This window comes from Klebsiella sp. A52, from assembly GCF_018388785.1.
Lineage (GTDB): Bacteria > Pseudomonadota > Gammaproteobacteria > Enterobacterales > Enterobacteriaceae > Klebsiella > Klebsiella aerogenes.
Genome location: NZ_CP074437.1, coordinates 4,463,235 through 4,487,905, shown reverse-complemented (window position 1 = coordinate 4,487,905; position 24,671 = coordinate 4,463,235). Strand labels below are relative to the sequence as shown.

General features: G+C 57.1%; 22 protein-coding genes and 1 tRNA gene. 9 read left to right on the top strand and 14 right to left on the bottom strand.

Translation table 11 applies throughout. The features are described from left to right. Positions 1-19 precede the first annotated feature (19 nt). Complete coding sequence (gene wrbA / locus KGA69_RS21265; protein WP_015367251.1) at positions 20-616, bottom strand: NAD(P)H:quinone oxidoreductase; 597 nt, start codon at positions 614-616, stop codon at positions 20-22. A 391-nt stretch (positions 617-1,007) separates the two neighbouring features. On the opposite strand from wrbA, the gene KGA69_RS21260 reads away from it, so the two are divergent. Beyond that, positions 1,008-1,181: a con-10 family general stress protein gene (locus KGA69_RS21260; protein WP_015367250.1), complete on the top strand. Its 174-nt coding sequence runs from the start codon at positions 1,008-1,010 to the stop codon at positions 1,179-1,181. Between the two features lie 157 nt (positions 1,182-1,338). Continuing rightward, positions 1,339-2,265 carry a DMT family transporter gene (locus KGA69_RS21255; RefSeq protein WP_045396980.1) on the top strand — a complete coding sequence of 309 codons (927 nt, stop codon included), beginning with the start codon at positions 1,339-1,341 and terminating at the stop codon, positions 2,263-2,265. A gap of 44 nt (positions 2,266-2,309) precedes the next feature. Here KGA69_RS21255 and rutG read toward each other — a convergent pair whose 3' ends face one another. The 7 genes from rutG to rutA are packed head-to-tail and all read right to left on the bottom strand — an operon-like array spanning position 2,310 to position 7,732. Beyond that, positions 2,310-3,632 (bottom strand): pyrimidine utilization transport protein G, encoded by a 1,323-nt coding sequence (gene rutG / locus KGA69_RS21250; protein ID WP_045396978.1) that lies wholly within the window; start codon positions 3,630-3,632, stop codon positions 2,310-2,312. A gap of 21 nt (positions 3,633-3,653) precedes the next feature. After that, positions 3,654-4,148 (bottom strand): NADH-dependent FMN reductase RutF, encoded by a 495-nt coding sequence (rutF, locus tag KGA69_RS21245; protein ID WP_045396975.1) that lies wholly within the window; start codon positions 4,146-4,148, stop codon positions 3,654-3,656. A gap of 10 nt (positions 4,149-4,158) precedes the next feature. Further along, positions 4,159-4,749: a malonic semialdehyde reductase gene (locus KGA69_RS21240; protein WP_045396972.1), complete on the bottom strand. Its 591-nt coding sequence runs from the start codon at positions 4,747-4,749 to the stop codon at positions 4,159-4,161. Continuing rightward, complete coding sequence (gene rutD, locus KGA69_RS21235) at positions 4,746-5,549, bottom strand: pyrimidine utilization protein D (RefSeq protein WP_047050553.1); 804 nt, start codon at positions 5,547-5,549, stop codon at positions 4,746-4,748. The genes KGA69_RS21240 and rutD overlap by 4 nt, the downstream gene beginning before the upstream one ends. Then, a complete protein-coding gene (gene rutC, locus KGA69_RS21230; RefSeq protein WP_045396967.1) occupies positions 5,546-5,938 on the bottom strand; it encodes a pyrimidine utilization protein C in 393 nt (130 codons plus the stop codon). The genes rutD and rutC overlap by 4 nt, the downstream gene beginning before the upstream one ends. After that, positions 5,931-6,641, bottom strand: a complete 711-nt coding sequence (rutB, locus tag KGA69_RS21225) for a pyrimidine utilization protein B (protein WP_045396964.1) — start codon at positions 6,639-6,641, stop codon at positions 5,931-5,933. Before rutB ends, rutC begins: the two co-directional genes overlap by 8 nt. Next, the gene (gene rutA / locus KGA69_RS21220; protein WP_045396962.1) at positions 6,641-7,732 is read right to left on the bottom strand and encodes a pyrimidine utilization protein A; all 1,092 of its coding nucleotides are present in this window, start codon (positions 7,730-7,732) and stop codon (positions 6,641-6,643) included. The genes rutB and rutA overlap by 1 nt, the downstream gene beginning before the upstream one ends. Before the next feature lie 284 nt (positions 7,733-8,016). Between rutA and rutR the strand changes: the two genes are divergently transcribed. Beyond that, complete coding sequence (rutR, locus tag KGA69_RS21215) at positions 8,017-8,655, top strand: HTH-type transcriptional regulator RutR (RefSeq protein WP_045396960.1); 639 nt, start codon at positions 8,017-8,019, stop codon at positions 8,653-8,655. Here rutR and KGA69_RS21210 read toward each other — a convergent pair. Both KGA69_RS21210 and putA read right to left on the bottom strand, forming a co-directional pair. Continuing rightward, positions 8,652-9,047, bottom strand: a complete 396-nt coding sequence (locus KGA69_RS21210) for a lysozyme inhibitor LprI family protein (protein WP_045396958.1) — start codon at positions 9,045-9,047, stop codon at positions 8,652-8,654. The genes rutR and KGA69_RS21210 overlap by 4 nt on opposite strands. A gap of 167 nt (positions 9,048-9,214) precedes the next feature. Then, positions 9,215-13,177: a trifunctional transcriptional regulator/proline dehydrogenase/L-glutamate gamma-semialdehyde dehydrogenase gene (gene putA / locus KGA69_RS21205; RefSeq protein ID WP_047050552.1), complete on the bottom strand. Its 3,963-nt coding sequence runs from the start codon at positions 13,175-13,177 to the stop codon at positions 9,215-9,217. Positions 13,178-13,599: 422 nt separating this feature from the next. On the opposite strand from putA, the gene putP reads away from it, so the two are divergent. Next, positions 13,600-15,108, top strand: coding sequence for a sodium/proline symporter PutP (gene putP / locus KGA69_RS21200; protein ID WP_047050551.1), 1,509 nt, complete (start codon positions 13,600-13,602; stop codon positions 15,106-15,108). Between the two features lie 96 nt (positions 15,109-15,204). Here putP and KGA69_RS21195 read toward each other — a convergent pair whose 3' ends face one another. After that, the gene (locus tag KGA69_RS21195; protein ID WP_074165786.1) at positions 15,205-16,293 is read right to left on the bottom strand and encodes an AI-2E family transporter; all 1,089 of its coding nucleotides are present in this window, start codon (positions 16,291-16,293) and stop codon (positions 15,205-15,207) included. A gap of 241 nt (positions 16,294-16,534) precedes the next feature. Here KGA69_RS21195 and KGA69_RS21190 point away from each other — a divergent pair, with 241 nt between their 5' ends. Further along, positions 16,535-16,969: a DUF3574 domain-containing protein gene (locus KGA69_RS21190; RefSeq protein ID WP_045396952.1), complete on the top strand. Its 435-nt coding sequence runs from the start codon at positions 16,535-16,537 to the stop codon at positions 16,967-16,969. Positions 16,970-17,002: 33 nt separating this feature from the next. Here the strand turns inward: KGA69_RS21190 and KGA69_RS21185 are convergent, their stop codons facing one another. Then, positions 17,003-18,187 (bottom strand): NupC/NupG family nucleoside CNT transporter, encoded by a 1,185-nt coding sequence (locus tag KGA69_RS21185; RefSeq protein WP_213292635.1) that lies wholly within the window; start codon positions 18,185-18,187, stop codon positions 17,003-17,005. A gap of 274 nt (positions 18,188-18,461) precedes the next feature. On the opposite strand from KGA69_RS21185, the gene efeU reads away from it, so the two are divergent. The 4 genes from efeU to phoH all read left to right on the top strand — a co-directional run bounded on the left by efeU (position 18,462) and on the right by phoH (position 23,060). Next, positions 18,462-19,292 (top strand): iron uptake transporter permease EfeU, encoded by an 831-nt coding sequence (gene efeU / locus KGA69_RS21180; RefSeq protein WP_047043553.1) that lies wholly within the window; start codon positions 18,462-18,464, stop codon positions 19,290-19,292. Between the two features lie 53 nt (positions 19,293-19,345). Then, complete coding sequence (efeO, locus tag KGA69_RS21175) at positions 19,346-20,473, top strand: iron uptake system protein EfeO (RefSeq protein ID WP_047050548.1); 1,128 nt, start codon at positions 19,346-19,348, stop codon at positions 20,471-20,473. A gap of 4 nt (positions 20,474-20,477) precedes the next feature. Further along, positions 20,478-21,761 (top strand): iron uptake transporter deferrochelatase/peroxidase subunit, encoded by a 1,284-nt coding sequence (efeB, locus tag KGA69_RS21170; protein ID WP_045396940.1) that lies wholly within the window; start codon positions 20,478-20,480, stop codon positions 21,759-21,761. A gap of 510 nt (positions 21,762-22,271) precedes the next feature. Beyond that, on the top strand, positions 22,272-23,060 hold the full coding sequence (phoH, locus tag KGA69_RS21165; protein WP_045396936.1) for a phosphate starvation-inducible protein PhoH: 789 nt from the start codon (positions 22,272-22,274) through the stop codon (positions 23,058-23,060). A gap of 682 nt (positions 23,061-23,742) precedes the next feature. Here the strand turns inward: phoH and KGA69_RS21160 are convergent. Then, a tRNA-Ser gene (locus tag KGA69_RS21160) sits at positions 23,743-23,830 on the bottom strand. Positions 23,831-23,976: 146 nt separating this feature from the next. Then, on the bottom strand, positions 23,977-24,654 hold the full coding sequence (locus KGA69_RS21155) for an isochorismatase family protein (RefSeq protein ID WP_045393608.1): 678 nt from the start codon (positions 24,652-24,654) through the stop codon (positions 23,977-23,979). Positions 24,655-24,671: the final 17 nt, after the last annotated feature.

Here is a 24,671-nt window from a genome sequence, read left to right as displayed (position 1 = left end):
CAACTCCTCCTGTTAAAGGTTAGCCGTGTAATTTCACAGCCACATTGGCGACGTGTTCACCCTGATAGCGAGCGATAGCCAGCTCTTCCTGGCTTGGTTGACGGGAGCCGTCGCCGCCTGCGATGGTGGTTGCGCCATACGGCGTGCCGCCGCGCACCTGGGAGACATCAAACAGCTCCTGCGCGCCGTAGCCAATCGGCACAATAATCATCCCATGATGGGCAAGGGTAGTCCAGGTTGAGGTAATTGTCTGCTCCTGGCCGCCGCCGGTACCGGTTGAACTAAAGACGCTGGCGACTTTGCCATACAGCGCGCCGGAAGCCCACAGACCGCCGGTCTGATCCAGGAAGGTGCGCATTTGTCCCGACATATTGCCGAAACGGGTAGGGGTACCAAAGATGATGGCATCATACTCCGCCAGTTCCTGCGGTGTGGCGACGGGCGCATTTTGTGTTTTCCCGCCTGCTTTGGCAAACGCTTCAGCCTGCATAGTTTCCGGCACGCGCTTCACAACCACCTCAACGCCGTCAACTTTATTTGCCCCTTCGGCAACGGCATGGGCCATGGTTTCGATGTGTCCATACATGGAATAATAAAGCACCAGAATTTTAGCCATTTGCATCACTCCTCGGTTGCGTAATTGTCCAGCCAAACGACTGGCTATCTATAAAGATAAGGCCTGTGGCGCAGAGTGCAAATCCAACAAACATTTGTTTGATTTATAACAAAATGGCAAAGATTAATTTGCAACGTATCTCGTAGCAAATAGATACATTTTGCGCAGGGCTGATTTCAGCTGAGAGAAGAAATGTTTAGCGGTTGCGCTCGCGGCTGGCGTCTGGTTTTGACGATTAAATGTTGCGGAATGTGACTATTTGCCCAGGAAATGAGTTTCATTTACTACGCTTATAAGCACGCGATGCATAATGGCCATGCCATATGCCGCGGGGGCTTAGGCCCTGAACTCACCTAATGCAATATGATGTCAAATCCAATGGAGGTCAGTAATGGCAAACCATCGTGGCGGTTCCGGCAACTTTGCCGAAGATCGTGCCAGAGCATCAGAAGCAGGTCGTAAAGGTGGCCAGCACAGCGGGGGGAACTTTAAAAACGATCCTCAACGCGCCTCGGAAGCTGGCAAAAAAGGGGGTAAAAATAGTCACGGTAATCGCAATAGCTAGCCGGGACTGTCTTTAATGATGCGGTGTTAATCTCCCCCGACCCTGCCGCATCACCCTCGCCGCCGACGTATGTCGGCGGTTTTTTTGTCAATGGGTGTTGCTTTCGGCCTGAAGCGCCTGCGAAACTGGTTAGCTATTTTTTGCTATTGGTCGCCGCATGTCTTCGCTCAAACTCTCAATAACGCCGCAGGAACTGATCCTGATTGTGATCACCATGTTCTGGGGCGGAACCTTTCTTGCCGTACAATACGCCGTGAGCTTTAGCGGGCCGTTTTTCTTCGTCGGCCTGCGCTTCGCCACCGCCGCGCTGGCGGTGGCGCTACTGTCGCTGCGTACGCTACGCGGCCTGACCTGGCTTGAGGTTAAGGCCGGTGTCGCGATCGGCGTGGCGATTGCGCTCGGTTACAGCCTGCAAACCTGGGGCTTACAGTCCATCTCCAGCAGTAAATCGGCGTTTATTACCGCCATGTATGTACCGCTGGTACCGCTGTTGCAGTGGCTGTGTCTGGGGCGCATGCCCGGCGTCATGTCCTGCGTGGGCATCGTGCTGGCGTTTATCGGGCTGATCCTGCTGGCGGGGCCGGAAAATAATCTGCTGGCGTTGGGAATTGGCGAAATGATTACCCTGGCAAGCGCCGTGGCTATCGCTGCCGAAATCATTTTAATCAGCGCGTGGGCGCGTCAGGTCGATGTGCGCCGGGTGACGGTGGTACAGCTGGCGACCGCTTCGCTGGTGGCTTTTGCCGCGATGGGCCCGGCAGGGGAGTCTATCCCGCCGATGCGCCCGGAACTGCTGGCCGTCGCGCTGGGGTTGGGGATTTTCAGCGCCATCATTCAGGTCACCATGAACTGGGCGCAGCGTAGCGTATCGCCAACGCGGGCGACGCTGATTTACACCGGCGAGCCGGTTTGGGCGGGCGTGTTTGGTCGTATCGCCGGCGAGCGTTTGCCGCTGCTGGCGCTGGTGGGCTGTCTGTTTATTCTCGCCGGGGTACTGGTCAGCGAGCTGAAGTGGAAGAAAAAATCACGGTCGCAGATCGCGGCGGAGGAAGCACCAGAGCTTGCGGATCGGCACGAGCCCTAATTTTCGCCCCGGCAGCCGCGCCGCCGGGGCGAACCCATCCCTCGTTATACCGTAGTGGCTTTCGCCACCTTTTCCTGATGCTGGCGGCGGTTAAGCAACGCATGCAGCGCAATAGCGCCGAAAGTCGCCGTCCCAATCCCACCCAGGCGGAAGCCACCCAGCGACAAGGTAAAATCGCCTGCGCCCAGAACCAAAGTCACCGCCACCATGATTAAATTCGCATTCTGGCTGAGATCGACCCGATTCTGCACCCATATCCTCGCCCCGGTGACCGCAATCAAACCAAAAACCACGATTGACGCGCCGCCAATGACCGGGCCTGGAATCGTATGAATCAGGGCGCCGAACTTGGGTGAAAAACCGAGCAGGATGGCGATCAGCGCCGCGGCGACAAACACCAGCGTTGAATAGACTTTGGTCACCGCCATAACGCCGATGTTCTCCGCATAGGTGGTGACGCCGCTACCGCCGCAGGCGCCGGAAAGCAGGGTCGCTAGCCCGTCGCCGACAAACGCGCGCCCCATCCAGGGATCCAGATTGCGTCCGGTCATTCCCGCGACGGCCTTCAAATGCCCCAGGTTTTCCGCCACCAGAATGATGGCCACTGGCGCTATCAGCAGCATCGCCTGGCTGTCAAAGGTGGGCGAAGTAAAGTGCGGAACCCCAAACCATGCCGCCTGAGCGACAGGGGCAAAATCCAGCGGTTTGCCAAGACCGAATCCATTGGCCAGCAGCGCATAGAGCGCACAGGCGATAATGAGCCCCACCAGGATCAGCAGACGCTGCAGCAGTCCTCGGGTAAATACCGCGACGGCGCCGATACAAAGCACCGTCAGCATCGCCATCCAGCTGTCGAAGGCGTTGGCGGAAACGCTGTGCACGGCAATCGGCGCCAGGTTAAGACCGATCGCCATCACCACCGCGCCGGTTACCGCGGGCGGCATCAGACGCTCTATCCAGCCGGTGCCGATTTTCATCACCACCAGCCCAATCAGGGTATAGAGCAGCCCGCAGGCGATGATGCCGCCGAGGGCGACGCTGAGATGAGGATTCAACCCCTGACCGGTAAAGCCGGTAACGGTGATGACCACGCCGACGAAGGCGGCGCTGGATCCAAGATAGCTCGGTACCCGACCGCCGGTGACGACGAAGAACAGCAGAGTGCCCACTCCCGACATCAGGATAGCCAGGTTTGGATCAAGCCCCATCAATAAAGGCATTAATACGGTCGCGCCAAACATCGCCACGGCGTGCTGCACGCCCATGATCAGCGTTTGTGCGGCGGATAAACGTTCATCCGGGGCGACAACGCCGGCATCCGCGGCGGGGGAGGTTAACTGCCAGCGAGGAAAACTGAAGAGTGCCATGATGATATCCCGGGTGAGAGGTTAACAAACGGGTCGCATAAGCGTGTGGTAGCCGCGGTCAAACCACATCAGACCGCGCGGTTCCGGCTGGCGGCTGATAGCCACGACCTGGCAAAACAGAATGTCATGGGTGCCGACCTGCAGCCGCTGGTCGATGCGGCAGTCGAAACTGACCAGCGCCTCTTTCAGCCGCGGGCAGCCGGTCGCGCCGGTTTGCCAGACGGCGGCGGCGAAACGTTCCGCCATCGGGGTTTTACCGCCAAAGATAGTCGATAATTCCTCCTGCCCTGCCGCGAGGGTATTGACGCAAAGGGTCTGATGCTCGCTGAATATCGGCCAGACCGAGGCCGAACGGTTGAGGCACACCAGCAGCGTCGGCGGGGTATCCGTTACGCTGCAGACCGCGCTGGCGGTAAAACCGGCGCGCCCGGCAGGTCCTTCGGTGGTGATAATGTTCACCGCCGCGCCGACGTGGGCCATGGCGTCGCGAAAACTGTGTCGATCAGCTAGGTTCATTATCGTCTCCTTATGCCAGCAGGCAGGCTTCATCAAAGGTCAGGCGCGGCAGTCGGTCGTACAGTTTGCCGGGGTCGCCATAGCCAATATTCACCAGCAGATTGCTTTTCCAGCCGCTGTCGGCGAAAAACGCCGCATCGACTTTCTCGCGCTCGAACCCCGACATCGGGCCGGTGTCGAGGCCCAGCGAGCGGCAGGCGAAAATCAGATACGCCGCCTGCAGCGAGCTGTTGCGAAAGGCGGTTTCCTCAGCCAGCTGCGGGCTGGAAGTAAACCAGCTCCGGGCGTCGCCGTGGGGAAACAGCGCGGGCAGGCGGTCGTAAAACGCGCTATCCCAGGCCACGATGGCGGTGACTGGCGCCTGCATGGTTTTTTCCACATTGCCGCTGGAGAGCGTTGGGCGGAGTTTCGCTTTGCCCTCGGCGCTGCGCACAAAAACGATTCGCGCCGGTGAACAGTTGGCCGAGGTCGGCCCCATTTTCATCAGGTCGTAAATTGCCCGCAGTTGCTGGTCACTAACCGCGTGATCCCGCCAGCCATTGTAGGTCCGGGCACGGGTGAATAGGGTTTCGCAAGCCTTTTGGCTTAATGCTTCGCTCATATATTCTCCTCGGCGACCGGCAGCAGGGTCGTCAGGCCGTCGCGTAAAATAGGGTTAAAAGTGTCGCTGTCGGTAACGTTGCAGGCATGGCCGCCCCAGGCCATTTCCACGAGTCGGCTACCGGGTATCGCCGCCTGCAGCATTCGCGAGCAGGAGGCGGGGACCAGCAGGTCGTCGGCGGCGCTGATGATGAGCGTCGGGCAGGCGATAGCCGCCGCGCGGCGCGAAAAATCCGCCTGTTTCAGGGCCTGCAGCCGTTTCAATAGATTCTCCTTGCCCTGGAAATGGCTAATGGCCAACGCGTCTTCCGCTTCGAGACGCGGCAGGCGGGCCGCCATCCACTCTGCCGGATAGAGAAACAGCGGTTGAGCCTCGACCCACGCCTGAACGCCGCCGGCATGCAGCAGGCGTTCGCGGACCTGAAAGCAGCGGCGGGTATGCGGCGACAGCGTCAGCCAGCCGTTGACCAGCACCAGGGTGCTGACCGCGCGTGGATAGTCGAGCGCCAGCTGCAGGCCAATCAGCGCCCCCAGCGCGTGGCCCACCAGCGCGAAGCGCATGATGCCTGCTGCCTGCAGGGCGAGGAAAAGCTCCTGCGCCATCGTCGCCATACTGTAATTTTCCGCCAACGGGCCGCGATTCTCCCCGGTACCGTTATGGTCATAGAGCACCAGTTGATAATGCTTTTCCAGCGCCGCCCGCTGCGCCAGCCAGTACGCGCCAGCGCCGCCAAGCCCGGCGCTCAGCACCACCACCGTCGCGCCGGGCCACGGCGGCGGGGCAATATTGAGCCTCATCATGTTGGAGTACCGATATGGGCGACGCTGGCAATTTCCACCAGCGCATCGGGTTTCACCAGCCCGCACTGAATACAGAAACGCGCCGGTTTATCACCGGGGAAAAACTCGGCGTAGACCTCGTTAATCGCGGCGTAATTTTGCCAGTCGGTAATAAAGATACTGTTGAAGGTCACATCCGCCATACTGCCCCCCGCCGTTTCGATAACGCATTTGATGGTCTCCAGCACGTGACGGGTTTGCGCCTTTGGGTCGCCGGGGTAGAGCACATCGTTTTGCTTATCAAACGGCAGAGTGCCGGAGACATACACCACCCCGTCGGCGAGCGTCCCAGGAACAAAGGGGGCAATCGGCGTAGCGGTGCCGGGGGGAATAATCACCTGTTTAGGCATAGCGTTTCTCCTCGCAAAAAGCGAGCGGGGCGGCGGGTTCTATGGCGCGACAGAAGCTGCCGACATCGCTGACCCAGCCGAAAAAGGTTTCAATGTTGAACAACGCCGCCTGTTGGGCGAAGGCGGGACCTGCTTGATGGGTGGCATCCTCCAGCACCACGCCGAAGTATTCGAGGAAGAAGCCATCGCGCAGCGTCGATTCGACGCAGACGTTGGTGGCGATGCCGGTGAACACCAGGTGGCGAATACCGCGGCTGCGTAAAATGCTGTCGAGCGGGGTATTGAAAAAGCCGCTGTAACGGGGTTTCGGCAGGATGATATCGCCCTCGCGGGGGCGCAATTCGTCAACCAGTTGATAATCCCAACCGCCTTTTGCCAGCAGCTTGCCCTGCAGTTCCGGGCGTTGGCGCATGGTCTTCAGCGCGTTGGATTTATGGTAATTCGGCGAGCCAGGGCCGCCGGCTTCCACATACTGTTCGTCCCAGCCATTCTGGAACCAGATAATTAACATGCCGGCGGCGCGGGCGGCGGCCACCGCGAGATTAATATTATCGATAACCGGCCGGGTGGCGGAGACGTCAAAACCGGCGAGATCCAGATATCCGCCCTGGCTTGCATAGGCGTTTTGCATATCGACCACGATCAGCGCGCTGTGCTGGGGCGCGAAGGTCAGCGATTCCGGGCGAGCGGGAAGGGTAATCATCAGGCCACCTCGCGGGTAATGGGAGCAATATGGTCACGGCAGCGCATCAGCGGCTGAATACGTTCGCCGAAGGCGTCAATGCCCTGCAGGAAATCATCGAAGGTCAGCAGTACGCCGTCGGTACCGGGGACCGCCGCCACCTCATCGAGCATACGGGCGACGTTGGCATAAGAGCCGACGAGGGTGCCCATATTGATGTTGACCGCGGAGGTGGGGTCGGCCATCTGGCGGACGTTGGTATCGCTGCCGGAGCGGGTATCTTTCTGGCTCTGTTCGGTTAGCCAAGCCAGCGCCTCTTCATCCGCGCCGGCCTTGTAGTGTTCCCATTTAGCGCGGGCCGCTTCGTCAGTTTCGTCGGCGATCACCATAAACAGCACGTAGGAGCCAACGTCGCGGCCGGTTTTTTCCGCCGCCTGCATCATCCGTGCGGCGGTGGGCGCGAAGGCGGCGGGGGTATTAACCCCTTTGCCAAAGCAAAAGTTGTAGTCGGCGTGTTGGGCGGAGAACGCCATGCCGGCGTCGCTTTGCCCGGCGCAGATAACCTTCATCGGCTGCGAGGGCCGCGGGCTGACCCGGCAGTCGTTCATGGTGAAGTAATCACCTTTAAAATCGCTGCGCCCGGTGCCCCACAGGTCGCGCAGAACCGTAACGTATTCAGTCAGGTAGTCATAGCGACTGGCGAAGTATTCATCGCCGGGCCAGATCCCCATCTGGTCATATTCCGGTTTTTGCCAGCCGGTCACCAGATTCACGCCAAAACGTCCGCCGGAGATAGAGTCGATAGTGGACGCCATGCGGGCGACGATGGCCGGAGGGAGCGTCAGCGTCGCGGCGGTGGCATAAATCTCTATCTTCGACGTCACCGCCGCCAGACCGGCCATCAGGGTGAACGATTCCAGGTTATGATCCCAGAATTCCGTTTTTCCTCCAAAGCCGCGCAGTTTGATCATGGAGAGCGCGAAGTCGAAATGGTAGCGCTCGGCCTTCTGCACAATCGCCTTATTCAGTTCGAAGGACGGCATATACTGCGGCGCATGCGTGGAAATTAACCAGCCGTTATTACCAATGGGAACGAAAACACCGATTTTCATAACTACCTCTCTGTCGTCATGGAAGATGAAATCGCGCGGTGCGGCATCCTGCCTCTCCCCGAACCACCTCGCAGTGGAAATAAAGCAAAGGTAATGCCAGTTTTAAAAAAGGTTTTGTTATTAATGTGTTGTGTAATGGTTGCCGGATTTGATGATGAAAATGTGGACCGAATGGTCAAAATCAGTGCACGAAAAAACGGCAGTCATGCGCGATCGGAGTGCGCAGGGTCGTGTCGGCGAGGGGCTTTTGCTATGCTGAAGATGACTACTGAAGGAGAAGACGTATGGCACAGGGCGCCGTGAAAAAAACCGGCAAGCGTTCACAGGCGGTGAGCGCCAAAAAAGAGGCCATTCTGGCCGCTGCGCTGGAGACCTTCTCGCAGTTCGGCATTCACGGTACGCGGCTGGAGCAGGTCGCTGAACTGGCCGGGGTATCGAAAACCAATTTACTCTATTACTACCCGTCAAAAGAGGCGCTGTACGTTGCCGTGCTGCAGCGGATCCTCGCCATCTGGCTGGCGCCGCTGCGGGCATTTCGCGAAGATATCAGCCCGCTGGTGGCGATCCGCGAGTATATTCGCCTCAAGCTTGAAGTATCGCGCGATCATCCTCAGGCCTCCAGACTGTTCTGTCTGGAGATGCTACAGGGGGCGCCGCTGCTCATGGGCGAACTGACCGGCGATCTGAAGGCGTTGATAGATGAAAAGTCGGCGATAATCTCGTCATGGATTGATAGCGGCAAGCTGGCGGCGGTCGATCCGCAGCACCTTATCTTTATGATCTGGGCGACGACGCAGCATTACGCCGATTTCGCCACTCAGGTGGAGGCGGTAACCGGCGCAACGCTGCAGGATGAGCAGTTTTTCCAGCAAACCGTGGATAACGTGCAGCGGATGATTATCGAAGGGATCCGCGTACGTTAATTAGCTGGCGGCAGCGGGCAGTTTTGGTCGCCGTCTTCGCACTGAAGCAGCGAGGCGAGGAAGGCTTCGCGCTCGACGCTCTTATCGGTCATGCACTGGCTTATCAGCATCGGTTGCATACTGCCGCCTTCCGCGCCGGAAGCGAGAAACGCGCAGTCGGCGTCACGCAGGGAAATCCAAGCCTGCTGGGCTTTTTTCAGCAATTCAAGCTGTTTGCCGGAGGCGCGTTTCAGCGCCTGCTCCCAGGTCTCATTCAGCTTTTTATCGGCCGCCTGATATTGTGCGGCGGCGCACTGGTTCATTTCGGTTTGCGTGTTGGCGTTGCTGCAGTCATCCGCCCACGCCGCGCCGCTGGCTAATAGGGCAGCCACGGCAATTAAAGTGCGTTTCATCGTTCTACTCCCATAAAAAAAAGCTCCCGTCCGGGAGCCTTAATTAAGCACAGCTAACGTCGGCTGTCATTAGTTGAACACGCCGTAGATGTCCCGGATGGCGGCCGGGCTACCCTTTGGCGGGGTTATGTAGCCCCGGTAAGCGTAGCGCCACCGGGGAGCCCGTTTTAGCCGATGGTCATCAGGCTGGCGTTACCGCCTGCCGCGGCGGTGTTGACGCTCAATGAACGCTCGATATACAGGCGCTCCAGCAGCAGATTGGTTTCGCCGCGCGCAAAGCCCTGCACCGATACAATTGCCCCGTCGCGCGCCGCCACCTGCTCACACAGCTCGCGCAGCTGATCGGAATCACCATGATAAATGACCGCGTCGAAGGCCTGACTGGTCAACTGATCCGCTTTCGCAAAATGAATCCGCTCGCTGACCTCACGCGGCAGTTTCTTCGCCAGTTCGCGCTGCAGGGCGCTATCCGGCCACAGCACTTCACAACCAACCGCCATCGCCGCCGCCAGCTGAATCAGCGCGTCCTGCTCGTTATCCGCCACGCACAATACGCGCTCGCGCGGCATCAGCGTCAGAGTATTGCGCTCGCCGGTTGGCCCTGGCAGCAGGCGTTGGGTGCCGCTTTGCGCCAGCTCGCTGTATTGCTGACACAGCGCCTGCAGTTCAGGACGGCCAGCCGCCCACTGCTGCAGCGCCTGCAGCGGTTTTTCCAGCAGCGTTTTCAACTGGGCGTCCAGCGGACGCTCCGCATCCTGGCGGGCGAAAGTGACGCCGACCGCGCCCTGCGGGCGACTGGACAGCAGACGATACAGGTACAGCGGGCCGCCGGCTTTCGGGCCGGTGCCCGATAACCCTTCGCCGCCGAACGGCTGTACGCCGACCACCGCGCCAACCATATTGCGGTTGACGTACAGGTTACCGACTTTCGCGCTGCCGGTGACCTGCGCAATGGTCTCGTCGATACGGGTATGCACGCCGAGGGTCAAGCCGTAGCCGGAGGCGTTAATCTGCTCAACCAGCTTATCCAGTTCGTTACGGTTATAGCGCACCACGTGCAGAACCGGGCCGAAGACCTCTTTTTTCAGTTCGTCGAAGCTCTCGAGTTCGATAAGCGTCGGCGCCACGAAAGTACCATGATTCCACTCGCGGGCATCTTCGCTATTTTCACGTACCGCCTGGAAGACATTGCGGCCTTTCGCGCGCAGCGCCTGAATATGGCGTTCGATATTCTCTTTGGCTTCCGCGTCGATTACCGGGCCGATATCGGTGGTCAGGCGACCCGGATTACCCATCCGGCATTCGCTCATCGCGCCGCGCAGCATGGTTAACGTATGGTCGGCGACTTCTTCCTGCAGGCAAAGCACGCGCAGGGCGGAACAGCGCTGGCCGGCGCTGTCGAAAGCCGAGGCCAGTACGTCGATCACCACCTGCTCGGTGAGCGCCGACGAGTCGACGATCATCGCGTTCATGCCGCCGGTTTCCGCGATAAGCGGTGTCGGACGGCCCTGCGCATCAAGGCGGTTAGCGATGTTGCGCTGCAGCAGCGTCGCTACTTCGGTCGAACCGGTAAACATTACGCCGCGAACGCGTTCGTCTGAGGTTAGCGCGGCGCCGACGGTTTCCCCGCGGCCCGGCAGCAGTTGAATCACGCCCGGCGGTACGCCGGCTTCCAGCAGAATCGCTACGCCTTGCGCGGCGATAAGCGGCGTCTGTTCGGCCGGTTTGGCCAGCACGCTGTTGCCTGCCGCCAACGCCGCGGCAATCTGGCCGGTGAAGATCGCCAGCGGGAAGTTCCACGGGCTGATACAGACGACCGGGCCTAACGGGCGGTGGGTTTCATTATCGAAATCGTCACGCACCTGACCGGCATAATAGTGCAGGAAGTCGACGGCTTCGCGCACTTCAGCAATGGCGTTGCTGAAGGTTTTGCCAGCCTCGCGTACCAGGATCCCCATCAGGGTCGGCATCTGGCTTTCCATCAGTACGGCGGCGCGCTCAAGAATGGCGGCGCGTTCCTGCGGCGGGGTGGCGAACCAGATTGGCGCGTTATTGATAGCGCTGGTCAGCGCCTGCTGCACTTCGGCATCGCTGGCTTCGCGGACGTAGCCGACGATATCTTTCGGCTCCGCCGGGTTAATGACCGGCTGCATCTCGCCTTCGGCCACCGGCTGCTCCAGCATCGGTAGCGCCTGCCATTTATGCAGCGCGCTGTTAAGCAGCGAAGAGGAGAGGGAGGCCAGTCGGTGTTCGTTAGCCAGATCCAGACCGGCGGAGTTGCTGCGGCCGTTACCGTAGAGATCGCGCGGCAGCGGAATTTTCGGATGCGGCAGGCCGGCCTGGCCTTCCTGCTGCGCCAGTTTTTCGACCGCGCTGACCGGATCGGCCACCAGTTCGTCCAGCGGCAGGGTATTATCCGCGATACGGTTAACGAAGGAGGTATTGGCGCCGTTTTCCAACAAACGACGCACCAGATACGCCAGCAGCGTTTCATGGGTACCGACCGGCGCGTAGATACGACACGGACGGTTTAGTTTGCCGTCGGCGACTTTGCCCACGACCTGCTCATACAGCGGTTCGCCCATGCCGTGCAGGCACTGGAACTCGTACTGGCCAGGATAGTAGTTTTGCCCCGCCAACTGGTAGATAGCCGCCAGCGTATGGGCGTTATGGGTGGCAAACTGCGGATAAATCAGGTTCGGTACCGCCAGCAGCTTCTTGGCGCAGGCGAGATAAGAAACGTCGGTGTAGACCTTACGGGTATAAACCGGATAGCCTTCGAGGCCTTCCATCTGCGCGCGTTTGATTTCGCTATCCCAATAGGCGCCTTTCACCAGGCGGATCATCAGGCGACGACGGCTGCGGGTCGCCATGTCGATCAGCGAATCAATCACAAACGGGCAGCGTTTCTGGTAGGCCTGAATAACAAAGCCGATTCCGTTCCAGCCGGCCAGCTCCGGTTCGAAGCACAGTTTTTCCAGCAGATCGAGGGAGATCTCCAGACGATCGGCCTCTTCGGCGTCGATGTTAATACCGATGTCGTACTGGCGCGCCAGCAGCGTCAGCGATTTAAGGCGCGGATAGAGCTCTTCCATGACCCGATCATACTGCGCGCGGCTGTAGCGCGGGTGCAGCGCGGAAAGTTTAATCGAGATCCCCGGCCCTTCATAAATGCCGCGGCCGTTAGAGGCTTTGCCGATGGCGTGGATCGCCTGCTGATAAGAGACCATATAGGCCTGCGCATCGGCGGCGGTCAGCGCGGCTTCGCCGAGCATATCGTAGGAGTAACGGAACCCTTTCTCTTCCAGCTTGCGGGCGTTGGCCAGCGCTTCGGCGATGGTTTCGCCAGTGACGAACTGCTCGCCCATCAGGCGCATCGCCATATCCACGCCTTTGCGGATCAGCGGTTCGCCGCTCTTGCCAATAATGCGGTTCAGCGAGCGGGAGAGGCTGGTCTCATTATGCGTCGACACCAGTTTCCCGGTAAACAACAGCCCCCAGGTGGCGGCGTTAACGAACAGCGACGGGCTGCGGCCGATATGCGATTGCCAGTTGCCGTTGCTGATTTTGTCGCGGATTAGCGCATCGCGGGTGGCTTTATCCGGAATGCGCAGCAGCGCTTCGGCCAGGCACATCAGCGCCACGCCTTCCTGCGAGGAAAGCGAGAACTCCTGCAGCAGGCTCTGCACCATGCCGGCGCGGCCGCTGGCGGTTTTCTGGTTGCGTAGCTTTTCCGCCAGCTGGTAGGCCAGCTTGTGCGCCTGTTCGCCTAACGGCTGCGGCAGACGGGCCTGCTCCAGCAACATCGGTACCGCATCGGTTTCCGGGCGTCGCCAGGCGGCGGTGATCGCCGCGCGGCTGACCGATTGCGGCAGAATTTGTTCGGCGAACTCCAGGAACGGCTGATACGGCTCGTCCGCCGGAGCGCCTGCTTCATCGCTTTCATTGGCGGCGCCGGAAAGGAGCGCCGGCAGTTCCGGTAGCGTCTCGTCGTTTTCCAGCTTTTCCAGATAGTTGAAGATGGCTTGCTTAATCAGCCAGTGCGGCGTGCGGTCAATACGGCTCGCGGCGGACTTAATGCGTTCGCGCGTGGCGTCGTCAAGTTTTACACCCATGGTGGTGGTGCCCATTGCGGGAACTCCTGTTAGCTATGTAATGCCCTTTTATTGGTTGCGTAGAAATATCACCCATGTTGCAACTTTGTGCAACCTTGTTAATTGTGACCTGGCTAGCAAGCTGAGAAATGAATGAATTGTTAATAGCCTTGATAAGATTTTCCAATAAATAGCCTCATTCAAATAACGTATTTATCTGCGTTGCTTAACAGTTTTTTCAGGTGCAACCCGTAAAAACGTGAGGGAGTGCAACCTATAGAAAATTGCTATTTTTCCTGAGACAACTTTCGTGTAAATGCTGTGTTAAATCGTTTGTGAAATACCGACGCATCCGTCAGGATACGCTCGCCCAATACAACCAATACGCCATTACCCCGTTCCGGTAGTGGATAAAACGACAAAGTTGGACGTTGTCGAAATAAATTCTGGAGATTTGCATGGCTATTAGCACACCCATGTTGGTGACGTTTATTGTTTATATTTTTGGCATGGTACTGATAGGTTTTATTGCCTGGCGCTCAACCAAGAACTTTGACGATTATATTCTCGGCGGCCGCAGTCTTGGCCCATTTGTGACCGCGCTCTCTGCCGGTGCATCAGATATGAGCGGCTGGCTGCTGATGGGGTTACCGGGGGCGATTTTTCTCTCCGGGATTTCCGAAAGCTGGATCGCCATCGGCCTGACCCTGGGGGCGTGGATTAACTGGAAACTGGTGGCCGGGCGCCTGCGCGTGCATACCGAAGTCAACAACAACGCCCTGACGCTGCCGGACTATTTTACCGGACGCTTCGAAGATAAAAGCCGTGTGCTGCGTATTATCTCCGCGCTGGTTATCTTACTGTTCTTCACTATTTATTGTGCTTCCGGGATTGTTGCCGGCGCGCGTCTGTTCGAAAGCACCTTCGGTATGAGCTATGAAACCGCGCTGTGGGCCGGTGCCGCCGCGACAATCATCTATACCTTCGTGGGCGGTTTCCTGGCGGTAAGCTGGACCGATACCGTGCAGGCCAGCCTGATGATCTTCGCGCTGATTTTAACGCCGGTGATGGTGATTATCTCGGTCGGCGGTTTCGGCGATTCGCTGGAAGTGATTAAGCAAAAAAGCATCGAAAATATCGACATGCTCAAGGGACTGAACTTCGTGGCGATTATTTCGCTGATGGGTTGGGGTCTCGGTTATTTCGGCCAGCCGCATATTCTGGCGCGCTTTATGGCGGCGGATTCTCACCACAGCATTGTTCATGCGCGTCGTATTAGTATGACCTGGATGATCCTCTGTCTGGCGGGCGCGGTATCGGTCGGTTTCTTCGGTATCGCCTACTTTAATAACAACCCGAGCCTGGCGGGCGCGGTTAATCAGAACGCCGAACGGGTATTTATCGAACTGGCGCAAATCCTGTTTAACCCGTGGATTGCCGGGATCCTGCTGTCGGCCATTCTGGCGGCGGTCATGTCGACCCTGAGCTGCCAGCTGCTGGTCTGCTCCAGCGCGATTACCGAAGATCTGTATAAAGCCTTCCTGCGTAAAAACGCCGGTCAGAAAGAGTTGGTCTGGATCGGCCGCTTCATGGTGCTGGTGGTAGCGCTGATTGCGATTGCGCTGGCCGCTAACCCGGAAAACCGCGTACTGGGTCTGGTCAGCTACGCATGGGCAGGATTCGGCGCCGCATTTGGCCCGGTGGTGCTGTTCTCGGTGATGTGGTCGCGTATGACTCGTAACGGCGCGCTGGCCGGGATGATTATTGGCGCGGTTACGGTTATCGTCTGGAAACAGTTCGGCTGGCTGGGACTGTATGAAATCATCCCTGGTTTCCTGTTCGGCAGTATCGGGATTGTGGTCTTCAGCCTGCTTGGCAAAGCGCCATCGGCGGCCATGCAGCAGCGTTTTGCCGAAGCGGACGCGCATTACCATTCTGCGCCGCCGGTAGGCGCTACCGCTGAATAAAAGTAGCGAGCACCAGAAACCGCAACGGCTCCCATCAGGGAGCCGTTTTTTTTGCCGCCTGTACGGCCCGGCGGAGAACTGCTGGCGGTCAGGCGGTTACTTCGCCGCGCCTTCGTTTACCCAGTTCATGAAGATCAGATATCCGATGGAGAGCAGAGTGGCGCCAATAAACATCCCGAGAATGCCATCGGTGGCCATGCCGCCCAACGCGCCGAGCAGAACGATCGGCATCGGCGCGTCTACGCCGCGGCCCAGCATAAGCGGTTTGAGGACGTTATCGACCATCCCGGCGACAATCAGCAGGACGGTAAACACAATATTAACCGCGGTGCCGTGGTCGCCGGTCATCCACATAATGGCAATCGCCGGGGCGGTGACCAGTATCACCGGGATTTGCGCGATACCGAGCACCAGCGCCAGCACGAAGAAGATACCGGCGGCCGGGATCCCCGCCAATGCAATGATAATTCCCGTCAGCAAGGCCTGAATCAGCGCCACGCCGATCACCCCCTGCGCGACGGCGCGAATGGTGCCGGTGCACAGGCGGCTCAGGGCAACACCTTTAGTTTCATCGGTGATACGGATGGCGATACGTTTAGCGCTGTTGGCGCCTGCCGCGCCCCAGGTCATGATGGCGCCAGCGACAATAAAGGAGAGGACAAAGCCCAGCAGCCCGCCGCCCATACTTGCCAGCACGCCGAGCACCAGTTTCGCCGCCTCGCCAATTTGCGTGTGATAACTGCTCAGTACCGCCGGCAGGTCCGCCGAGGCCTTCAGCCAGAACGCATACAGCTTACCGCCGACGAGTGGAATAGAGGCGACGTTGGCCGATGGCGGCGGCAGCGTCAGATCGCTGCCGCTGACCTTATCAATCAGGCTACCGGCGCTTTCGCCAAGCGAGGTCACCATGAAAATGGTCGGGATGACGATAATCAGCAGGCCGAATAATACCAATATAGTTGATGCCAGCCCCTGTCGCCCGCCGATACGTCGCGCGATGTGTTGATGTAAAGGGTAGAGGGTGACGGCCAGGATCAGCGCCCATAGCATCATGTTCAGGAACGGCGAGAAGACGGTAAAGCAGAAGGAGGCCAGCGCCAGTATCAAGCCGAACTTAATAAACATATCGAGAAAGCGGGTGACAATTCTTTTCTCAATATTAGCTAACTCATTATTTTCTATCATGAATTATTCCAGTTGTTATTTTACGCGGCCGCCAGGCCAGTTAAAAACGCTCAACTATAGAGAAGTCTTTGAAATAAAAAACGCAGGAAATAATTTAAAAAAGAATTTCGCCCAGGCTGTGTTTATCAGTGTAGAACAAAAGAAAATACGCCGTATCGCCAGAGAGTAATGTTCGCGCTGCTCTTGCTAATTCACTGAAAATACGCTGATATCTGGGTACAAAAAACAATGAGGATAGCAAATGAAATTACCCCAAACCGCCGCGGCGCTGATCGTTGCCGCACTGTTGACAGGATGCGTGGCGCCATCCGAGAAAAGCGCCGCGCGCGTTGATAATAACGTCTGCCCGGCGGACAACGCGATGGTGCAAACCACCCTTTATTTCGGCCTTAGCCGGCCAGCGGGGAAAGATATTACCGCCCAGGAGTGGCAGCAGTTTGTCGACCGCGATGTGACGCCGCGTTTTCGCGATGGCCTGACGGTTTTTGATGCCCGCGGCCAGTGGTTAGGTAACAATGGCACAGTGGCCCGCGAGTCCAGTAAGGCGCTGATGCTGATTCACAGCAATGATGCGAAAAGTGAGCAGGGGATTGAAGCGCTGCGTAATACGTATAAGACGCGATTCGCCCAGGAGTCCGTTATGCGCGTTGATCAGCCGGTGTGCGTACATTTCTGACGAACAGGGCGGGGAGAGCCCCCGCCCGACGAGTTACAGCACCAGCCCGGCAAAACTGGCGGACAGCAGGCTAACCAGCGTCGCGCCATAGACCAGACGCAGGCCGAAGCGGGAAACGGTGTTGCCCTGTTGCTCGTTAAGCCCTTTAATCGCCCCGGCAATGATGCCAATGGAGGCGAAGTTGGCGAACGAGACGAGAAACACGGAAAGGATCCCTAGCCCGCGCGGCGTCATGCTGGCGGCAATTTTCTGCAGCTCGATCATCGCCACGAATTCGTTAGCGACCAGCTTGGTGGCCATAATACTCCCGGCATTTAGCGCGTCGCTTAATGGAATACCCACCAGCCACGCCAGCGGATAAAACACGTAACCGAGAATTTGCTGGAAGCTTAGGCCGAAAATGGTCGCAAATAACGCATTAACGGCGCTAATCAGGGCGATAAAACCGATTAGCATCGCCAGAATAATCATCGCCACCTTAAAGCCCGCCAGGATATATTCGCCCAGCATTTCAAAGAAACTCTGCGATTCATGCATCTTTTCAAGCTTTATTTCAGCTTCGCTGCCGGGGCGCGTAGGGTTAATAATCGACAGCACAATAAAGGTGCTGAACATATTAAGAATCAACGCCGCCACCACGTATTTCGCATCAAGCATGGTCATATAGGCGCCGACGATCGACAGCGATACCGTTGACATGGCGGTCGCCGCCATCGTGAACAGGCGACGCGGAGAGAGGTCCCCGAGTACGCCTTTGTAAGCAATAAAGTTTTCCGACTGGCCGAGGATCAGCGAGCTGACGGCATTGAATGATTCCAGCTTGCCCATGCCGTTCACCTTCGACAGCAGGGTGCCGATCAGACGAATAAAGATCGGCAGAATACGCCAGTGTTGCAGAATACCTATCAGCGCGGAAATAAAGACGATTGGACACAGTACGCCGAGGAAAATAAAGGCCAGCCCTTTTTCACCCATCCCGCCAAATACGAAGTTGGTCCCTTCAGCGGCGAACCCGAGTAACGAGGCAAAAAAGCCTGAAATATTTTTCACTACCCATAACCCGCTTTCGGCGTGAAGGAAAAAGAAAGCCAGGGTGATTTCAATAATAATTAACTGCAGAATGTAGCGAATGCGGATTTTTTGACGGTCATAGCTGGCAAGCCAGGCGAGGGCGAGAATAACCGCCAGCGCCAGCAGGAAATGCAAAATTTGAGTCATGTTATTTATTTCGCAGATAAATCAGGACCGCCATTTAGCCACAGCGCTATGGTCCGGTAAATATGCGACATAAAAAATCATGCTATTTGCCATTTTAATGCTTAGCTGGTGAGATATTTTCGTAAGTGACTATTTTGTAGCGATTAATTTACAACTTGTCATCATTCCCTGAACATTTCGCTTGTGTTTCTCATTGTTGTAATGATAATCACTATCATAAATATTTACCTATCTTTGCATCCGTTGACTGCGGTTCACATTTAAGGGTTTCGGCATGTTTGTTCCATTTCTCATCATGTTACGCGAAGGGCTGGAAGCCGCGCTGATTGTCAGCCTGATTGCCAGCTATTTAAAACGAACCCAGCGCGGCAGCTGGATCGGCGTCATGTGGATTGGCGTATTCCTCGCGGCGGCGCTCTGTCTCGGGTTGGGGATTTTTATCAACGAGACCACCGGAGAATTTCCGCAGCGCGAGCAGGAACTGTTTGAAGGCATCGTGGCGGTGATAGCGGTATTTATCCTCACCTGGATGGTGTTCTGGATGCGTAAAGTGTCGCGCAACGTCAAACAACAGCTGGAGCAGGCGGTGGATAACGCGCTACAGCGCGGGAATAACCACGGCTGGGCGCTGGTGATGATGGTGTTTTTTGCGGTTGCCCGCGAAGGCCTGGAGTCGGTTTTTTTCCTGCTGGCGGCATTCCAGCAGGATGTGGGCATCTGGCCGCCGCTGGGGGCGATGCTCGGGCTGGCGACGGCGGTAGTATTAGGTTTCCTGCTTTACTGGGGCGGTATCCGTCTTAATCTCGGCGTGTTCTTCAAATGGACCAGTCTGTTTATCCTGCTGGTGGCGGCTGGTCTGGCCGCCGGGGCGATTCGCGCCTTCCACGAGGCGGGATTGTGGAATTACTTCCAGAATGTCGCCTTTGACCTTAGCAACGTGGTATCGACGCATACGCTGTTCGGCACGCTGCTGGAAGGCATCTTTGGTTATCAGGAGACGCCCACCGTCAGTGAAGTGGCGGTTTATCTCCTCTATTTGATCCCGGCGCTGGTGTGCTTTGCCTTGCCGCCGGGCAGCAAAACGACAGCATCGCGAGCCGCGTAATTCAGGCGCCGCTGATTAATATAGTTACAACATACTTTTCGAAAGGGATGGTCATGATGATTCATTTTCGCCGTACTGCGCTGCAGTTAACCGTCGCCGCGCTGTTCAGTTCCGCCTTTTACGCTCAGGCTGCGGATATTCCGCAGGTCAAAGTTACCGTCAACGATAAGCAGTGCGAACCTATGCAGGTAACGGTGAAGGCGGGTAAAACCCAGTTCATCATCCAGAACCACAGCCAGAAAGCGCTGGAGTGGGAGATCCTGAAAGGGGTAATGGTGGTCGAGGAGCGGGAAAACATCGCGCCAGGATTCACGCAAAAATTGACGGCTAACCTGCAGCCGGGCGAATACGATATGACCTGTGGCCTGCTGACTAACCCGAAAGGTAAGCTGATTGTCACCGGTGAAACCAGCAAAGATGCGGCGAAAGCCGATGCGGTGCTGAGTCTTGGCGAGGCGATTACTGCCTATAAAGCCTACGTCACCGCGGAGACAGCGCAGCTGGTTAGCGGTACTAAAGCCTTTACCGATGCGGTAAAAGCCGGTGATATCGAGAAAGCGAAGGCGCTGTATGCCCCGACCCGGCAGCACTACGAGCGCATCGAACCGATTGCCGAACTGTTCTCCGACCTCGACGGCAGCATTGACGCCCGTGAAGATGATTTCGAGAAAAAAGCCGAAGACCCGAAATTTACCGGCTTCCACCGTCTGGAAAAAGCGCTGTTTGGCGATAACAGCGTGAAGGGAATGGAAAACTATGCCGAACAGTTGAACAGCGATGTGCTGGAACTGCAAAAACGCATTAGCGAGCTGGCCTTCCCGCCGTCGAAAGTGGTAGGCGGCGCGGCGGGGCTGATTGAAGAAGTGGCGGCCAGCAAAATTAGCGGCGAAGAAGATCGTTACAGCCATACCGACCTGTGGGACTTCCAGGCCAATATCGACGGCGCACAGAAAATCGTCGACCTGCTGCGCCCGCAGCTGCAAAAAGATAATAGCGCGCTGCTGGCCAAAGTTGACGCCAACTTCAAAAAAGTTGATGCCATCCTTGCTAAATACCGTACGAAAGACGGTTTCGAGACCTATGACAAGCTCACCACCGCTGACCGTAATGCGCTGAAAGGGCCGATCACGACGCTGGCAGAAGATCTGGCTCAACTGCGCGGAATTTTGGGCCTGGATTAATTCGATGACACAACAGAAACCACGCGACGTGAATGAACCGTCACGTCGCCGCTTACTGAAGGGGATCGGCGCGCTTGGCGGCGCGCTGGCCATCAGCGGCGGTTGCCCGATGGCGCAGGCGGCGAAAGCGGAAAGCTCCCCCGGCACGCTCGCTCCGGATGCGCGTCAGGAAAAACAGCCATTTTATGGCCCGCATCAGGCGGGCATCCTGACGCCGCAGCAGGCCTCGATGATGCTGGTGGCGTTTGATGTACTGGCGGCGGATAAAGCTGACCTCGAACGCCTGTTCCGCTTGCTGACCCAGCGGATCGCCTTTTTAACCGCAGGCGGTCCGGCGCCGGATACCCCGAATCCCCGATTGCCGCCGATGGATTCCGGGATTTTAGGGCCGTGGATTGCGCCGGATAACCTGACTATCACCGTCTCGGTCGGCCATTCGCTGTTCGATGAGCGCTTTGGATTAGCGGATAAAGCGCCAAAAAAACTGCAGGCAATGACGCGTTTCCCGAATGATTCGCTGGATGCCGCACTGTGCCATGGCGATTTACTACTGCAGATTTGCGCCAATACCCAGGATACGGTCATTCACGCGCTACGTGACATTATCAAACACACGCCCGATCTACTGAGCGTGCGCTGGAAGCGGGAAGGGTTTATCTCTGATAGCGCGGCCCGTAGCAAAGGCAAAGAGACGCCAATTAACCTGCTGGGCTTTAAAGACGGTACCGCTAATCCGTCGAGCCAGGATAAAGCGCTAATGGATAACGTGGTGTGGGTGACTGCCGACCAGGGCGAACCGGCCTGGGCGATCGGCGGTAGTTATCAGGCTGCGCGTATCATTCAGTTCCACGTTGAGTTCTGGGATCGTACGCCGCTGAAAGAGCAGCAGACGATTTTTGGCCGCGATAAACATTCTGGCGCGCCGTTGGGGATGAAGCATGAACATGATGTTCCGGACTACAGTCGCGATCCGCACGGTGAAGTGATTGCCCTTGATAGCCATATTCGTCTTGCGAACCCGCGTACGCCGGAAACGCAGTCCAGCCTGATGATGCGCCGCGGTTACAGCTATTCGTTAGGCGTCACCAACTCAGGGCAACTGGATATGGGGTTATTGTTTGTCTGCTATCAGCACGATCTGGAAAAGGGATTCCTGACGGTGCAGAAACGGCTGAACGGCGAGGCCCTGGAGGAGTACGTTAAACCTATTGGCGGCGGATACTTCTTTGTGTTGCCCGGCGTGATGAATGACCAGCATTATCTTGGACAATCGCTGTTACAAGCCTGATAGGCGTCCTGCCGGCTAAGGCAGGGCGTTTTCTGCTGTTTTTCTCGGATTCAATATATTTCCTGCCATGTGTTATATTTCTGTAATACAAATGACGGATAGTTTTCTACAATGATTTTAGAAATCATTGTTGCGTCAATGTAAAAAATAAGTTGCATTAAGAATAATTTTTGATGTACTTATTACATACGCGGTAGTTCCCGGCAGTGATGTCGCTCACTATGGAGATCGCGAATGGTAAGGTCCTGTAGCGGACAACGTAAAACCACATACCGTACTTTCCAGCACGGGGGCCCAGCTTCCGGCAGCGATTTTCACTCTGTAACCCCAATTTCTTCCACTACTAATCAGGCTAACTCTGGCAGGGTACGCGGTGCGCGTAGCCGCGACTCGTTGTCCATTCAACCGGCAAGCAATGGCTTACAAGGAAGCCAAACCTCAATCGTTCGTGCGCATAATCGCGTTGCTCTTGACGCGCGTGATGTAAACCAACAACGCAAGGTGCTATCCATGGGAAGACAAAAAGCAGTGATCAAAGCTCGTCGTGAGGCAAAACGTGTGCTGAGACGGGATTCGCGTAGCCATAAACAACGTGAAGAAGAATCGGTCACATCGCTTGTGCAAATGAGTGGCGTAGAAGCAATCGGCATGGCGCGGGATAGCCGCGATCTTTCACCGATTGAGGCGCGTAATGAAGCTCAGGCGCATTATTTGAATGCCATCGACAATAAACAGCTGATTTTCGCCACCGGCGAAGCCGGGTGCGGGAAGACCTGGATCAGCGCGGCTAAAGCAGCTGAAGCCCTGATCCATAAGGATGTGGACAGAATTATTGTTACCCGTCCCGTTCTGCAGGCCGACGAAGATCTCGGCTTCTTACCGGGAGATATCGCCGAAAAATTCGCTCCCTATTTCCGACCGGTATATGACGTGCTGGTGAAGAGGTTGGGCGCTTCCTTTATGCAATATTGCCTGCGCCCGGAAATCGGCAAGGTAGAAATCGCGCCGTTCGCCTATATGCGCGGACGCACCTTTGAAAACGCGGTGGTGATTCTGGACGAGGCCCAGAACGTGACCGCGGCGCAAATGAAGATGTTTTTAACCCGCCTCGGGGAGAACGTCACGGTGATCGTCAACGGCGATATTACCCAGTGTGATTTGCCCTCTGGCGTAAAATCGGGTCTGAGCGATGCGTTGTCGCGTTTTGAAGAAGACGAGATGATTGGCATTGTGCGCTTTACTACCGATGACTGCGTGCGTTCAACGCTTTGCCAGCGAACGTTGAAAGCCTATTACTAAACGCTAGTGAGTGTGCAAAGCCCGGGATATCCCGGGCTTTGTTGTTTTTGCAGCATTTTCCCGCGGCACTGTGCCTGGACGGGCTACTGGTGGTGGGGCCTGTGGGGTTTCCCGGCGGCGCTACGCCTGGACGGGCTACTGGCTGGTGCGGGCTGTGGGGTTTCCCGGCGGCGCTGCGCTTGGCCGGGCTACTGGTTGGTGGTGCGGCCTGTGGGATGGGTAGCCCGGGCGAGGCATTTATGCCGACCCCGGGAAGGGCGGCGGTGCCACATGCGAAAAAAGAGCCCGTACTTTCGTACGGGCTCTTATCTCGAATATGGCGGTGAGGGGGGGATTGACTCGCTTCGCTTGCCCCTGCGGGGCAGCCCGCTTACTGCGTTCGCGGTCTGTCCAACTGGCTGCGCCAGTTGTCGAACCCCGGTCGGGGGTTCTCATCCCCCCTAACGGAGAATATAAAAGAAAAGAGCCCGTACTTTCGTACGAGCTCTCATCTCGAATATGGCGGTGAGGGGGGGGATTGACTCGCTTCGCTCGCCCCTGCGGGGCAGCCCGCTTACTGCGTTCGCGGTCTGTCCAACTGGCTGCGCCAGTTGTCGAACCCCGGTCGGGGGTTCTCATCCCCCCTAACGGAGAATATAAAAGAAAAGAGCCCGTACTTTCGTACGAGCTCTCATCTCGAATATGGCGGTGAGGGGGGGATTCGAACCCCCGATACGTTGCCGTATACACACTTTCCAGGCGTGCTCCTTCAGCCACTCGGACACCTCACCATATTGTCTTGCTGCTCACCTTGGGTGGGCAACGGGGCGCTACTATAGGGAGTTGCGCTAAAACGGTCAAGCATATTTTTTTCTTTCTTTACCGTTCGGTTAAGCAATGAACACTGCCCCGTCGATTCATCGACGGGGCAGCTATTTTAACGCTGGGAATCCAGCTTTTCGTTGTTCTTCACGACATCCTGCGCCTTGCTGTAGCTTTCAATCAGCAACTGGTACGCCGGGAAGACTTTGGTATACACCTCAGCCCACTCGGCGGCATCCGGACGGTTCCAGGTGCGCTGCAGTTCAGAGGCTACCGCAGCAGTATCCATTGGCACTACACCGGCCTGGACTATGCGGGCCAGGGTGATCTCCTGCGCCATTTTGCTATAGGTACCCGAGGCGTCGATAACGGCAAACACCTTATAACCGTCGGCGACGGCGGCAATTGCCGGGAAAGCCATGCAGACGCTGGTAATGGTACCGGCGATGATTAAGGTTTTGCGCCCGGTCGCTTTCACCGCGGCGACAAACTCCGGGTTGTCCCAGGCATTGATTTCGCCTTTACGCGCAATATATTTCGCATGCGGCGCGTTCTCATGAATTTCCGGAATCAACGGGCCGTTCGGGCCTTGCGGTACGGAAGCGGTGGTGATCACCGGGATCCCGGCAAGGGATGCCATTTTCGCCAGCGCGGCGGCGCGAGCGCGCAGTTCCGGCATCGGCATATCGCCGACGGTCTGGAACAGGCCGCTTTGGTGGTCAATCAACAACATCGCGGTATCGTTAACATCAATCACCGGACGAGAACCGTTAAAGTTAGCTGGAGTAGACATATTCTTCACCTCAATTT